Raw genomic sequence first — 13928 nt, 5'->3', positions numbered from 1 at the left:
GCGGCGCGCCGCATGATCGCCGCCGGGCCTCATTGGCCCAGGGCGATGCCCTCGCGCCGCGGATCGGCACCGCCTTGCAGGGTTTGCCCGACCGCGATCGCGTGAAGGCCCGAGTTCAGGTCGCGCGCCCCCACCTCGTAGCCATACGCCGCCAGCGCCTGCGACAGCTCGGTCGCCCTTGTCCCCTCTTCCAGGTCGTAGCTGCCGAAGCGATTGACGAGATGCGGCATCGCCACCGCCTGCTGCACATCCATGCCCCAGTCGAGATGGGCGATGATCGCCTGCGCCACATAGCCGATGATCCGGCTGCCGCCGGGGCTGCCGATCACCAGCACGGGTTGGCCGTCTTTCAGAACGATCGTCGGGGACATCGACGAGCGCGGCCGCTTGCCCGGCTCGACGCGGTTGGCGATCGGCACGCCGTCGGCATGGGTTCGAAACGAGAAATCGGTCAGTTCGTTGTTGAGCAGAAAGCCGCGCACGAACAGCCGCGATCCGAACGCGTTCTCGATGGTGGTGGTCATCGACAGGGCGTTGCCCTGGGCATCGACGATCGAGATATGCGAGGTCGACGGCAGCTCTATCGACATGTCGTCGGCCCACAGGAACGCATGGTCCCATTGCGGCGCGCCGGGGCTGACCTGCGGCAGCGCATCGTCGCCCGACAGCAATTCGGCGCGCTCGGCAAGGTAGGCCGGATCGACCAGGCCCTCGGCGGGGACCGGTACGAAATCGGCATCGGCCATGTAGCGGCCCCGGTCGGCAAAGGCCAGGCGCGAGGCGTCGCCGATCAGGCGCCAGCTTTCCGCCGACTGCGGGCCCAGCCCGGCAAGGTCGTAATGCGCCAGCATGCCCAGGATCTGCCCGACCGTCAGCGCGCCCGACGACGGCGGGCCCATCCCGCAGACGTCGTGGCCGCGATAGGCGACGCAGACCGGCGGACGTTCCTTGACCCGGTATAGCGCAAGATCAACGGTCGAAAGAACACCGGGGTTGCCCCCGGCGCCGCGCACCTTGGCCACGATCTCCTCGGCCACAGCACCTGCGTAAAAGGCCCGCGCGCCGTCACCGGCGATCTGGCGCAACGTCGCGGCATAGGGCCGGTTGGTCAGGCGGTCCCCGGCCGCGATGGGGCCCCCGTCGGGAAAGAAATAGGCCTCGGTCGCGGGAAAGCGGCGCAGGCGCTTCGCGTCACCGGCGACAAGATCGGCCAGCCGCGGCGACACCGTGAACCCGTCCTCGGCCAGCGCGATGGCGTCGTCGAACAACCCCGCCCAGTTCGCCCTGCCCCAGCGCCGATGCGCCTCTTCCATCAGCATCGGTGTGCCCGGCGTGCCGACCGAGCGCCCGCCGACGACAGCGTCGAAAAACTTCAACGGCTCGCCCTGGGCCGTCTGGAACAGCCGCGGGGTGGCGGCCAGCGGGGCCGTCTCGCGCCCGTCCAGCGTCGTGATCGCGCTGGATTCGGCGTCGTACCAAACCAGGAACGCCCCGCCCCCAAGGCCCGAGGATTGCGGCTCGACCAGGCCGAGAACGGCCTGCACCGCCACCATCGCATCCGCCGCGCTGCCGCCCGCGCGCAGCACGCGCGCCCCGGCCTCGACAGCCAGCGGATTGGCCGCGGCGACCATCCATTCGCCTGCCTCGGTCGGCCGGCCCGCCTGCTTGGCCATCATCGCCGCGCGGGCGTCCGCGGACAGGCCGGCAAAGGCCGCCGCCGCGTCCGACCCGGCCTCGGGCGCGACGGTATCGGCCTCTTGCTGTGCCGTAGCGGCCCCGCTCACGAAAAATGCGATCAGAAATGCGATCAGCCAAGTCCACATTGCGCCATCCCCCGGTCTGCCTGTTCCGCGCACCAGCCTACACGAAAGCCGGCGCAGGTCCCAAGCTGGACCGCGCGGGACAGGCAACGCCCGCCAATCGCTCAGCAGCAGACCAGCCCGTCATCGACGACCAGCGTCTGGCCCGTGACCGCGCGCGCCCTCGCGGGCACAGGCACGGGCAATCGCGGCCCCAAGGCCGCGGCCGGCCCCGGTGATCAGCACGGTCCGGTTTTTTATGTGCGGTGTCATGTTCGGGCGGTCTCCGGCGTGAAGGCATGGAAATGGTGGACGGGTCCGTGACCCGACCCGACGTTCAGCGCACCCGCCTGGGCGATGGCGCCGGAGATATAGCTCTTGGCCTGCCGGACCGCCTCGGCCAGTGGACGTTTCTGCCCAAGCTGCGCGGCCAGCGCCGAAGAGAGGGTGCAGCCCGTGCCGTGGGTGTTTTCCGTGGCGCAGCGCCGGCCCTCGAACCAGTGCTCGCCCTCGGCGGAAACCAGCAGGTCGGGGCTGTCATTGCCGCCCAGATGCCCGCCTTTCAGCAGGACGGCACCGGACCCGAGCCCGAGCAGGGCATACGCCTGCCTTGCCATCTCGCCGCGTGTCGTTGCCGGGACGTCCCCGAGAAGGTCGGCGGCTTCGGGCAGGTTCGGCGTGACAACCGACGCGCGGGGCAACAGCCGCTCTCGCACCGCGGCAACGGCCTCGGGCGCGAGCAGGCGGTCACCGCCCTTGGCGACCATCACCGGGTCCAGCACGATGGGTGCCGAAAGCCCGGCCAGCGCATCCGCGACACGCGCCGCAATGGCCGCGCTGCCCAACATGCCGATCTTGACAGCGTCGATGCGCACGTCCTCTCGGATGGCGGCGATCTGCGCACCGACCATCTCGGGATCGATCAGCGCGACGCCCTGCACGCCTTGCGTGTTCTGCGCCGTCAGCGCGGTGATCGCGGCCATGGCGTAGCCGCCATTCGCCGAGATTGCCTTGATATCGGCCTGGATACCGGCGCCGCCCGACGGGTCGGACCCGGCGATCGCCAGGATGTTCGCAATCATGTCTGCCTCCATGTCTGGACAAGGGTTCGGGTCGCGGCCTCGGGATCGGCCGCGCGGGACACCGCCGAGACCACCGCCATGCCACGCGCCCCGGCCTGACGCAGCGCGGGCACATCCCCCGCGCCCAGCCCGCCGATCGCCACCGTGGGCACCGGCGACGCGGCGACGATGCGCGCAAGGCCCGCCGCGCCGATGGGCCGGGCCGCATCGGGTTTCGTCGCCGTCGCACGAAACGGACCCGCCCCGATATAGCTGACGCCCTCGGGGATCGCGGCGCATTGCGCGACGGTCTCGACCGAGAGACCGAGCAGCGCGTCAGGAGCGATCCGGTCGCGCGCAGCGCGCGGGTCGCCATCGGACTGGCCGATATGCAGATCGGCCCCGGTGTCCTGCGCGACCGCGACCCGGTCGTTGACGAAGACGCGCACGCCAAGGGGACACAGCGCCTGCATAAGCGCGCCGGTCATCCGGGCCATCTGGGCATCGCTCGCGGTCTTGTCGCGCAGTTGCACCGCCCAGGCCCCGCCGCGTGCAGCGGCCAGCGCCTGATCCATGATCGACCGCGCCGCGCCGGGATCGGTGACGACGTAGACCGGGCCGATCATGTCACCGCCTCGACCCGGGCCGAGGCGTCCAGCGCGGTCGGCGTCAGGCGATACAGCGCGTCCAGGAAGGCCGGCTGAAAGCTGCCCGGCCCGTGCGCCTCGCGGCCTGCGGCCTCTCCGGCCACGCCGTAGGCGGCGAGCGCGGCGGCCGTCGCGTCGAGCGTCGGCTGGCCGACGCAAAAGGCCGCGATCACACCGTTGAGCGAGCACCCCATCACCGTGATCCGGGCCATCAGCGGGTGGCCGTTCGCCACGCGCAGGGCGCAGGCGCCGTCGGTGACGTAATCGACCGGCCCCGAAACGGCGACCACGCCGCCGGTGCGCTGCGCCAGCGCCGCCGCCGCCCCCTCGGCGGCCTCGACGGTGTCACCCGCATCGACACCCTGCGCGGCGCCGCCCAGCCCGGCCAGCGTGAGGATTTCCGAGGCGTTGCCACGCACGACCGTGGGCCGCAGGTCGAGCAGGCTGTTGGACAACTCCTGGCGAAACCGCGTCGCCGCGACCCCCACCGGATCGAAGACCCAGGGGCGGCCTGCCCTGGCCATCACGGCGGCAGCCTCTTGCATCGCGGCGCCCCAGGCGGTGTCGGCGGTGCCGATATTGACCGTCAGCGCCTGCGCCAGACCGGCGAATTCCGCCGCCTCTTCACGGGCATGGACCATCGCGGGCGAGGCGCCGATCGCAAGAAGGACGTTGGCCATGAAATTCATCGCCACGAAATTGGTGATGTTGTGGACGAGCGGGCCCGTGTCCCGCACGGACTGAAGATAGGCGCCGGGGTTGGTCATCTTGCCTCCTTTGGGGCGGAGGCACGGGACGCACATCGCGCGCGATGTGGCCCCGCAACTTCCTCCGCCGGCATGATCCGGGTCAGGTTCAAAGGGTGCTTCTCAGCCCGCGCGATGCGAACGCCCCTGTTGCATGCGGCAGACTTGCAGTTGGGCGTGATGAATTCAAGTGTCCGGCGCAAGCCGGCGGTTTGCCTTTCCGCCCCGATGGGCCCGGAAACGAGCGCGACCGCAGGTCAAAGGGCCCCTAGCCGCGCCTGTTTTCCGCCGGATCCGGCACTGGACCGGATGGCGGGCCGGACTCGGCCAGCGCCACCGCCTTCAGCCGGGCGACGACCTGCTCGCCCTGGTGCAGGCCCAGCCGGTCCCATGACTTGCGCGAGACGCGGGCCAGCAGCGCCGCCCCCTCGCCGTCGGCGCCCAGCCGAAGGCGCACGGTCATCTGGTGGTCGCGGGTCGTCTCGGCGCCCTCGATCCGCGCGGGCAAGGCGTTCAGGATCGTGGTGTCGAGCGGCACGTGGCGCCCGAGGCTGACATCGCTGGCCGGGATGCGCAGCCGGCAGCGCGTGCCGGGCGGTCCGAGATCGCCTGGCACCACCACGACACCGCCGGGCACGTTCACATCGCACAGCCCGTATTGCGGGTCGGATGCGATCACCTTGCCGTCGATCACCGCGGCAGGCTCTGGCAAGTGGATGAGCGGCAGCGCGGGATCGGCCAAAAGATCGGCGATCGGCCCCGCGGCACGCACACGGCCCGCCTGCATCAGCACCAGCGTATCGGCCAGCCGTTCGACCTCGGCGATGTCGTGGCTGACGTAGAGCACCGGGATCGACAGCGCCGCGTGCAGCCGTTCAAGATAGGGCAGGATGTCATCCTTGGAAAACCGGTCGAGCGCCGATAGCGGCTCGTCCATCAACAGAAGGTCGGGCTGGGACAAGAGCGCCCGCCCGATGGCCACCCGCTGACGCTCTCCCCCCGACAGCATTTCCGCCGGGCGGTCGAACAAGGGCGCGATGCCGAGCAGCGCCACCACATCGTCCATCCCGATACGGGGCGCACACCGGGCGCGGCGCAGGCCGAAACGCAGGTTCGCCTCGACCGACAGATGGGGAAAAAGGCTGGCCTCTTGAAAAACGTAGCCGATGGCGCGGCGGTGCGGCGGGACAAAGCGGCGGCCCGCCTGCCATTGCGCGCCATTGACGCAAAGCTGCCCGCCGGGCAGGCGCATCAGGCCCGCGACGGCGCGCAACACCGTGGTCTTGCCGCAGCCCGACGGGCCGAAAAGCGCCGTGATGCCCCGGCCCGGCACCGCAAACCCGACATCCAGATCGAAGCTGCCCAGCCGCCCGCGAAAGGATGCCTCGATCATCGCCGCGCCTTCTTCAGCCGCCGCTCGGCCAGCATCATCGCAAGGATCACGACGAACGACATCGCCAGCATGCCACCGGCCAGGATATGCGCCTTGGCCCATTGCAGCGTCTCGACATAGTCGAAGATGGTGACCGACAGCACCTTGGTCACGCCCGGAATGCCGCCGCCGATCATCAGCACCACGCCGAACTCGCCCACCGTATGGGCAAACCCCAGGATCGCGCCGGTAAAGAGCCCCGGCAGCGCCAGCGGCAACGCAACCGTGAAGAACGCGTCGAGAGGCGAGGCGCGCAGCGTCGCTGCCACCTCCATCGGGCGCGGGCCCATCGCCTCGAACGCGTTGCGGATCGGGTTGACCACGAAGGGCAGCGAATAGACGACCGACCCGACCACGAGCCCCTCGAAGGTAAAGGACAGCTTGCGGCCCAAAAGCGCGGTCAGGGGCGAGTCCGGCCCCATCGCGATCAGCAGGTAAAAGCCCAGCACCGTCGGCGGCAGCACGATGGGCAGGGCCACGACCGTGGCGACCACGTCTTTCCACAGCCCGCGCGACCGGGCCAGCCACCACGCCAGGGGGGTGCCAACCAACAGCAGCACGACGGTCGTGACCGTTGCCAGCTTGAGCGTCAGCATGATCGTCTCGATCATGGCCGCGTCCAGCAGGGCGCCTTCTGCCATGGGTCAGTCTCCCGTGCCGTAGCCGTATCGGGCGATGATCGCGCGGGCCTCGGGGCCCTGCAAAAAGGCAAGGTAGGCCTTCGCGGCGGCGCTGTCGGCACCGGCGGCCAGCAGCACCGCGTCCTGCCGGATCGGGGTATACATCTCCTGCGGCACCGCCCAGCGCGACCCCGCGTCGTGGCCAACGATCTGCGACAGCGCGACAAAGCCCACCTCTGCATTGCCGGTGGCGACGAATTGATGGGCCTGGCTGATGCTCTTGCCCTCAACGAGCTTGGGCGCCAGCGCATCGTAGACGCCCAACGCCCTCATCACCTCGACCGCTGCCGCGCCATAGGGGGCGGTCCTGGGGTTGGCGATGGCGATATGGGTGAGATCGGGGGCGGCCAGCGCGTCGCGGCCCGCGACCCTGGCGGGATCGGGGCTCCACAGCACCAGTTGGCCGACCGCGTAGGTAAAGCGCGCGCCCGGCACGGCGTAACCCTCGGCCTCGGCCCGTTCGGGGCGGGCCTGATCGGCAGCGAGGAACAGCTCGAAAGGCGCACCTTGCGTGATCTGGGTGTAGATCTGCCCGGTCGGGCCGAAACTGTAGCTCACCGTGTGGCCGGTGGCATCGGCAAAGGCCGTGCCGATTTCCTTGGCCGCCTCGGTGAAATTGGCGGCCACGGCGGCAAGCGTCTCGCCCGCGCGGGCCGGGTCGGTCGGCACGAGCAGCGCCAGCAGGGCAGCGCATCCAATGCGCATCGCGGATTTGGGGGGGATCATGGAGGGCAAGACCTTCGGTGCCGGTTGCGTTTCGGGATCAGGGTATGGCGAGGATGACGTGGCTCGCCTTGAACAGCGCCGTTGCCGTGGCGCCGGGCCGCAACCCCAGGCTCTCGGCGCTTGTCGTCGTGATCGTCGCCACCAGCATGGTATTTTCGCCGATATCGAGGGTAATTTCGCTGTTTACCGGCCCATCGCTGCGGGCGGCAACGGTGCCCGCCACACGGTTGCAGGCAGAAACGGCGAGGCCATCCGCGCCCGCGGCGAGCATCACGAAGCTGGCCTTGACCAACGCATGGACGCGCGCGCCCACGCAGAGGCGCATTTCATCGGCGCTGCGTTCGGTGATGACCGCGGCCAGCTTGTGACCGCCGGGCAGCGCGAGGTCGATCCGGGCGTTGACGCTACCCCGGATGATCGCGGTGACGGTGCCGATCAGGACGTTTCGCGCGCTGCTCTGCACCGGGCCGCCGCGGGCGCCGTCGCCGAACCGGCGCTCTGGGTCCGGCCGGTCTGGACATCTTGCGGGCAGGCGGGTCGGCACGGGTTTCGACATGGGCTGGCGGGCTCTGACAAGCTGGTTTTCGCTATATACCCTGACTGCCTATCGCCGGACGAAAGCAGAACGCAAGTGGATTCGTTGGATAGCCCGGGTATATAGCGGTATCGTGCCCAGGCATCCTGGTTTTTCGGCAACCATGGGCGGGGGGGACGCGACATGACCTCTGCGGCGCAGGCCGGGCGGCTGCGCCGCAGCCACGCACGAAAAGTGGCACCGCGCGTCCGTTCGCGGTAAGACAACCGGGCGCAAGGGAGAAGACACATGCCGACACCGGCGGGATTGCGGGGCGCGTTGACCTTCGAACGGCAAGGCGCGCGGATGGGCGCTGACCGGGTGGCGCTCTTGGCGGCGGTCGGGCGAACTGGGTCGATATCGGCCGCCGCGCGCGAGATCGGGCTGTCCTACAAGGCCGCTTGGGACGGCGTGAACGCCATGAACAACCTTTTTGCCAACCCGCTGGTGGTCGCCGCGCCGGGCGGACGTTCGGGCGGCGGGGCGCGCCTGACACCCGCCGGCGAACGCGTGATCGCCGCCTTCGGCGCGCTGCAAGAGGGGCTGGAACGTGTCGCGGCGACGCTGGAAACCCAGATCGACCTCGATCCGGGCGATTTCGTCCGAAGCATGATGATGAAGACCTCGGCGCGAAACACCTATCGCTGCACCGTCACGGCCGTCACCAAGAGCCCGGTCAGCGCCGAGGTCCAGATGGACATCGGCGGCGGCCAGACCCTCGCCGCCGTCATCACCGGGCATAGCGCCGACGAAATGGGCCTCGCGCCGGGGACCGAGGTCTTCGCGCTGGTCAAGTCCAGCTTCGTGATCCTGGCCAAGGGCCGCGAGGACGGCAAGATGTCGGTCCGCAACCGCCTGGTCGGCACCGTGACGGCCCGGACCGACGGCCCGGTCAACAGCGAGGTCGTCATGGACCTCGGCGGCAGCAAGACCCTGGCCGCAACCATCACCCGCGAAAGCGCCGAGGCCCTTGACATACAGCCGGGCGACACGGCGACCGCGCTGGTGAAGTCGAGCCACGTGATCCTCGCACTGGCCTGAGGCTGCGCGGTGCCCGACCGGGGCGCGGGCGACGGCCGCTCTGCCCCGCGACCGGCACCGGCGCCAGCGTGGCCGCGTGCGCATTCCAAAAAACGATGCGGGCCGTTCTACGGCGCGAAAGACGCGATGAAATACCCCGCGACCACGGCGGTGCCGATCACGCCGGCCACGTTCGGCCCCATCGCGTGCATGAGCAGGAAATTTCCGGGGTCCGCCCGCTGGCCCTCGACCTGGCTGACCCGTGCGGCCATCGGCACCGCGGACACGCCGGCCGACCCGATCAGCGGGTTGATCTTGGTCTTGCTGACAAGGTTCATCGCCTTGGCCATCAGCACGCCCGCCGCCGTGGCGACGCAGAATGCGATCACGCCAAGCCCGAGGATCTTCAGCGTGTCCGCGTTGATGAAACGTTCGCCGGTCATGGTGATGCCCACCGAGGTGCCGAGAAAGATCGTGACGACATTGATCAGCTCGTTCTGGGCGGCCTTGGCCAGGCGCTCGGTCACGAGGCTTTCGCGCAGGATGTTGCCGAGCATCAGCATCCCGATCAGGGCCGAGGCCGCGGGCACCAGCAAGATGACCAGCACCGTCACCAGCAACGCGAAGATCAGCTTTTCCAGCCGCGACACCGGGCGCAGAGATTTCATGCGGATCCTGCGCTCGCGCTCGGTGGTCAGCACCCGCATGATCGGCGGCTGCAAGAGCGGGACGAGGGCCATGTAGCTGTAGGCCGCCACCGCGATCGGGGCCAGCAGATCCGGCGCCAGCTTGTTTGCAAGAAAGATCGAGGTCGGCCCGTCAGCGCCGCCGATGATGCCGATGGCCCCGGCCTGCATTGCGCTGAACCCGATCAACGTCGCACCGATAAACGTGGCGAAAACGCCGAATTGCGCGGCCGCGCCCAGCAGCAGCGTGCGCGGATTGGCGATCAGCGGCCCGAAATCGGTCAGCGCCCCGACGCCGAGAAAGATCAGGGGCGGAAATATCTCGTACTCCACGCCCTTGGCGATGTAGTAATAAAGCCCCCCCGCGCCGCCGCCCTCGGGCGGGTTGATCAGGCCCTCGGTCGGCAGGTTGGCCAGCAACGCGCCAAAGGCGATGGGGACGAGCAGAAGCGGCTCGAACTTCTTGTAGATCGCCAGGTAGAACAGCAGGGCGACGATCGCCCACATCACCACCATCTGCCAGGTGACGTCCGCAATCGCGTTCAGGGCCCAGATCTGGTCGAGCAGAGCCGTCGTTGACGTGCCGTTCTCCATCGCGCTGCGCCTTCCTCAGGACAGGGTGAGGAGGGCCTGCCCCTCGGTCACCGTCGCGCCGGGGGCGACGCTGATCGCGGTGACGGTCCCGTTCTGGGGCGCCGAGATGGTGGTGTTCATCTTCATCGCCTCCAGCACCAGCAGGCTGTCGCCGGCCGCCACCGACTGTCCGACCGACACCTCGACCTGAACGACCGTGCCGGCCAGCGGGCTGGGCACCGCGCCGGGCTCTGCCGTGGCGGCAGGCGCCTGGGCCGGGGCCGCAGCGCGCGGCACCGCGGCCGGGGCCGGGGCCGGAGCCGTCACGGCGGCAGCGGTCGGGCTGGCCTGTTTGGGGGCGGCCGGCGATGACGCCGGCGCGGCGTCGAGCTCTTCGACCGTGACATCGTAGGCGATGCCCTCCACGGTGATGCGCAGACGTTTCATTTCCGATGTCCTCTCAGAATGTCGGGGGTCTCGCCGCCGAGGGATGGCCGGGTCGGGCCCCAATCGGTGCGGATGCGGTGGGCGGTGAAGGTCTCGATCCGCCCCTCCATGGGCCAGCCGGCGATCAGGTGGGGCGGGGCCGACACGCGCGTCACCCGGTGCCCCTCGCCCAGCGTATGGGCAACGGCCGCGGCGATCGCGGCCATGTGGTGCGGCGGCACGCCGGGGGCCGTCTGCCCTGCCTCGCGGGCCGGCGTATCGACGGGTGCCGCGGACCTTGCGCTGCGGGTAAACGCCAGCCCGACCGCGGCACAGGCCCCCCAGATCAGCATCAGCACCGACAGCACCACGGCGAAACCCGTACCGACCAATTCGAGATTTTCCAGCATGGCGCGCGCGACCGTTCTAGAGGGGAATGTTGCCGTGCTTCTTCGGTGGCCGTGTCTCGCGCTTTGACATCAGCCCGCGCAGGGTCAGGGCGATGGCGGCGCGCGTTTCGCGGGGCTGCAGCACGTCGGAGACAAACAGCATTCCCGCCGAGAGATAGGGCGACGAGAACTCCTCGCGGTATTCCGCGGCCAGCTCTGCGGCCCGCGCGGCGCGGTCGTCGGCCTCGGCCAGTTCCTTGCGGTAAAGGATGTTGACCGCGCCTTCCGCGCCCATCACGGCGATTTCCGCGGTCGGCCAGGCGATGATGCGGTCGGCCCCCATGTCCTGGCTGCACATGGCGATATAGGCCCCGCCATACGCCTTGCGCATGATCACGGTCAGCTTCGGCACGGTGGCCGAGGCATAGGCAAAGAGCAGCTTTGCCCCGTGGCGGATGATGCCCCCGCGTTCCTCGTGCACACCCGGCAAGAACCCCGGCACATCCACCAGGTTGACCAGCGGCACGTTGAACGCATTGCAAAAGCGCACGAAACGGGCGGCCTTGTCGCTGGCGTCGATGTCGATCGCCCCGGCCTTGACCATCGGCTGGTTCGCAACGAAGCCCACCACGATACCGCCGATACGGCCGAACCCGATGACCATGTTCTGGGCAAAGCCGGCGCTGACCTCCAGGAAATCGCCGTCGTCGGCCAGCCGCTCGATCACCGCGCGGCAGTCGAAGGGCGTCTTGGGGTCGTCCGGCACCAGTTCGTCCAACTCCGGATCGTCGGCGAGCGACAGTTCGGGCTCGATCCGGTGGGGCGGGTCCATCATGTTGTTGGAGGGCAGGAAGGACAGCAGCCGGTGGACGATCGCCACGGCATGCGCGTCGTCTTCCGCGATGAAATGGATCGTGCCGGCCACCGTCGCATGCATATCAGCCGAGCCGATCTCGTCCATCGTCGTGGCCTGCCCGGTGACCGCGCGAATGACCTCGGGACCGCAGATGAACAGGCTGGCATGTTCGCGGGTCATGATGATGAAATCGGTCAGCGCCGGGCTGTAGGCCGCGCCGCCCGCGCAGGGCCCGGCGATGACCGAGATCTGCGGCACGACGCCCGAAAGCTGCACGTTGCGGTAAAAGACCTGGCCATAGGCCGACAGCGCGCCCACGCCTTCCTGGATGCGCGCACCCCCGGAATCGTTGAACCCGATGACGGGGATGCCGGCCTTCAGCGCATGGTCCAGCGTCTGGCAGATCTTCCTGGCGTGGATCTCTCCCAGCGTTCCGCCGGCGACGGTGAAATCCTGGGCGAACGCGGCTGCCGGGCGGCCGCCGATAAAGCCGGTGCCGGTGACGACGCCGTCGCCGGGCAGCGATTTCTTTTCCATGCCGAAATGTCGGGTTGCATGCTGCGCGTGCAGCCCGACCTCCTGAAAGGTACCGGCGGAAAACAGCGAATCCAGCCGCTCGCGCGCGGTCAGCCGGCCCTTGGCGTGGCGGTCGTCGGCCTTTTGCTTGCCACCCGCCTCCAATGCGCTTGCGCGACGGCGTTCGAGCCCTTCGCTCACACTCTTGGAAATCGCCATCAAGAACACCTTTGCGCGAAAAGGGCGGACCTTGGGGGCACCGGGTCGGCGCGTCGACCCCGCCTCGACGCCTCTATACCGAAGCGTCGGCCCGAGTGCCAGAATCCACGGCTGAAAAGACCTTTTAATCGCAGGACGATGCAAGCTTTGGCCAAACCGAAGCATTTTTGAGCAGCCCTGACACGACAGGGCCAGCGCGACCGGCGGCCTTGCGGTTTTGGCCGTATGCGCGGGGGTCGCCACGCGCATTGGCGCCATTCGCCGACCGGGCGGTTGACCCGCAGGCCCGGCGCCCAAACTTTAGACGGGTCATATCGAAACAGACGGGCACCCGATCATGCACTGCCAAACCAGGCGACGGATACTGGCCTGCGGCGCCTCGACTCTCGGCGCCGCGCTGATCGGCAGCCGCGTCTCTGCGCAGGACGGTCTCTCGGCGATTGCCGCCGAGGCCGGAAACCTCGACCAGATGCGCGCGCTGGTCGTCCATCAGGCCGGCGAACCGCTCTTCGCCGAGGCGTTCCGCGGCCCGGCTCTCGACCGGCCCGCGAATGTAAAGTCGGTCTCAAAGACCATCGTCGCCCTTCTGACCGGCATCGCAATCGACCGGGGCGTCCTGGACGGCACCGATCAGCGCGTCCTGCCGATCTTGGGCCGCGCCCCATTCGGCGACGACCGCGACGCGCTGACGATCGGTCACCTGCTGTCAATGCGGACCGGCCTCGGTAGCACGTCGGGCGGCAACTACGGGGCGTGGGTGTCCAGCGGCAACTGGGTCGACTACGCGCTGTCGCAGCCGCTGAACGGCCGCCCCGGCGGGCGCTTCATCTATTCGACCGGCGGCTGGCATGTGCTGGGCGCGGCGCTGGCCCGCGCGTCCGGCAAGAACCTGCATCGTCTGGCGCAAGACTGGCTGGGCGATCCGCTGAACATCGTCATCCCGCCCTGGACCGCCGATCCGCAGGGCCGTTACCTCGGCGGCAACAACATGGCGATCAGCCCGCTCGGCCTGGCGCGGATCGGCGACATGGTGCTGAACGGGGGGCAGATCGACGGGACAAGAGTGGTCAGCGAGGCGTGGCTCGATGTCTCGTGGCAGCCGCGCACACGCTCGCCGTTTTCGGGCGACCAATACGGCTATGGCTGGTTCCTGACCCGCTTCGGCGGGCGCGACGCCGCCTATGCGCGGGGCTATGGCGGGCAGATGCTGGCTGTCGTGCCGGAGCGCCGCCTGTCGATCGTGATCACGTCCGATCCGCTGCGCCCCGCCCGCAGCAGCGGGTATTTCGGCGATTTGCGGAACCTGACGGCAAACCTCGTCTCGGCCGTCTGATCCGCTGGCTGCGCTTTTTCGGGCGCGGCAGACCACCTTCGGCCGAGAGCGAACCGCCCGGCCCGGCCGAAACCGGCACGCAGGCCACCGCGGACGGCCCCGCCCGATCATCCTCGCCCGGCTGGCATCTCGACGGCGCGGCATGCATTGACCTAGCCGTACCGCGCAGCCACCCTATCGGTTGGACTGGGGGGCGGAACCGCGCTAGCAAGGACCCACGCGGCCCTTGCCGCCTTCCCGCCCCC

14 protein-coding genes and 1 riboswitch are annotated in these 13928 nt (G+C 69.1%); of the genes, 2 read left to right on the top strand and 12 right to left on the bottom strand.

What is annotated here, in order from left to right; genetic code table 11:
• Positions 1–29: 29 nt before the first annotated feature.
• From ggt to Ga0609869_RS08530, 8 genes are all read right to left on the bottom strand, one after another.
• Positions 30–1823 (bottom strand): gamma-glutamyltransferase, encoded by a 1794-nt coding sequence (ggt, locus tag Ga0609869_RS08565; protein ID WP_125408677.1) that lies wholly within the window; start codon positions 1821–1823, stop codon positions 30–32.
• Positions 1824–2068: 245 nt separating this feature from the next.
• Positions 2069–2881, bottom strand: coding sequence for a bifunctional hydroxymethylpyrimidine kinase/phosphomethylpyrimidine kinase (gene thiD, locus Ga0609869_RS08560; protein WP_125408676.1), 813 nt, complete (start codon positions 2879–2881; stop codon positions 2069–2071).
• Positions 2878–3486, bottom strand: a complete 609-nt coding sequence (gene thiE, locus Ga0609869_RS08555) for a thiamine phosphate synthase (protein ID WP_125408675.1) — start codon at positions 3484–3486, stop codon at positions 2878–2880. The genes thiD and thiE overlap by 4 nt, the downstream gene beginning before the upstream one ends.
• Positions 3483–4274 (bottom strand): hydroxyethylthiazole kinase, encoded by a 792-nt coding sequence (gene thiM, locus Ga0609869_RS08550; RefSeq protein WP_125408674.1) that lies wholly within the window; start codon positions 4272–4274, stop codon positions 3483–3485. Before thiM ends, thiE begins: the two co-directional genes overlap by 4 nt.
• Before the next feature lie 42 nt (positions 4275–4316).
• Positions 4317–4412: riboswitch (TPP riboswitch) on the bottom strand.
• A 109-nt stretch (positions 4413–4521) separates the two neighbouring features.
• The gene (gene modC, locus Ga0609869_RS08545; RefSeq protein ID WP_125408673.1) at positions 4522–5646 is read right to left on the bottom strand and encodes a molybdenum ABC transporter ATP-binding protein; all 1125 of its coding nucleotides are present in this window, start codon (positions 5644–5646) and stop codon (positions 4522–4524) included.
• Positions 5643–6326: a molybdate ABC transporter permease subunit gene (modB, locus tag Ga0609869_RS08540; RefSeq protein WP_125408672.1), complete on the bottom strand. Its 684-nt coding sequence runs from the start codon at positions 6324–6326 to the stop codon at positions 5643–5645. The genes modC and modB overlap by 4 nt, the downstream gene beginning before the upstream one ends.
• A gap of 3 nt (positions 6327–6329) precedes the next feature.
• Positions 6330–7070 carry a molybdate ABC transporter substrate-binding protein gene (gene modA / locus Ga0609869_RS08535; RefSeq protein WP_245972438.1) on the bottom strand — a complete coding sequence of 247 codons (741 nt, stop codon included), beginning with the start codon at positions 7068–7070 and terminating at the stop codon, positions 6330–6332.
• 58 nt (positions 7071–7128) lie between these two features.
• On the bottom strand, positions 7129–7635 hold the full coding sequence (locus Ga0609869_RS08530; RefSeq protein ID WP_245972436.1) for a TOBE domain-containing protein: 507 nt from the start codon (positions 7633–7635) through the stop codon (positions 7129–7131).
• Positions 7636–7914: 279 nt separating this feature from the next.
• Here Ga0609869_RS08530 and Ga0609869_RS08525 point away from each other — a divergent pair, with 279 nt between their 5' ends.
• Entirely contained in the window at positions 7915–8706 is a 792-nt protein-coding gene (locus tag Ga0609869_RS08525) for a TOBE domain-containing protein (RefSeq protein WP_125408669.1), read from the top strand.
• A gap of 107 nt (positions 8707–8813) precedes the next feature.
• On the opposite strand, the gene Ga0609869_RS08520 is transcribed toward Ga0609869_RS08525, so the two are convergent.
• From Ga0609869_RS08520 to Ga0609869_RS08505, 4 genes are read right to left on the bottom strand one after another with little or no spacing between them, the layout of a single operon-like run.
• Positions 8814–9965, bottom strand: a complete 1152-nt coding sequence (locus Ga0609869_RS08520) for a sodium ion-translocating decarboxylase subunit beta (RefSeq protein WP_125408668.1) — start codon at positions 9963–9965, stop codon at positions 8814–8816.
• Between the two features lie 15 nt (positions 9966–9980).
• Entirely contained in the window at positions 9981–10391 is a 411-nt protein-coding gene (locus tag Ga0609869_RS08515; protein WP_125408667.1) for a biotin/lipoyl-containing protein, read from the bottom strand.
• Positions 10388–10780 (bottom strand): OadG family transporter subunit, encoded by a 393-nt coding sequence (locus Ga0609869_RS08510; protein ID WP_125408666.1) that lies wholly within the window; start codon positions 10778–10780, stop codon positions 10388–10390. The genes Ga0609869_RS08515 and Ga0609869_RS08510 overlap by 4 nt, the downstream gene beginning before the upstream one ends.
• A gap of 16 nt (positions 10781–10796) precedes the next feature.
• The gene (locus Ga0609869_RS08505; RefSeq protein WP_125408665.1) at positions 10797–12350 is read right to left on the bottom strand and encodes an acyl-CoA carboxylase subunit beta; all 1554 of its coding nucleotides are present in this window, start codon (positions 12348–12350) and stop codon (positions 10797–10799) included.
• Between the two features lie 337 nt (positions 12351–12687).
• Between Ga0609869_RS08505 and Ga0609869_RS08500 the strand changes: the two genes are divergently transcribed.
• On the top strand, positions 12688–13683 hold the full coding sequence (locus Ga0609869_RS08500; RefSeq protein WP_125408664.1) for a serine hydrolase domain-containing protein: 996 nt from the start codon (positions 12688–12690) through the stop codon (positions 13681–13683).
• Positions 13684–13928: the final 245 nt, after the last annotated feature.

The organism is Rhodovulum iodosum, assembly GCF_041020385.1.
In the GTDB taxonomy this organism is placed as follows: Bacteria; Pseudomonadota; Alphaproteobacteria; order Rhodobacterales; family Rhodobacteraceae; genus Rhodovulum; species Rhodovulum iodosum.
The sequence above is the reverse complement of the archived record's forward strand: the minus strand, read 5'-3'. Positions and strand labels throughout refer to the sequence as shown.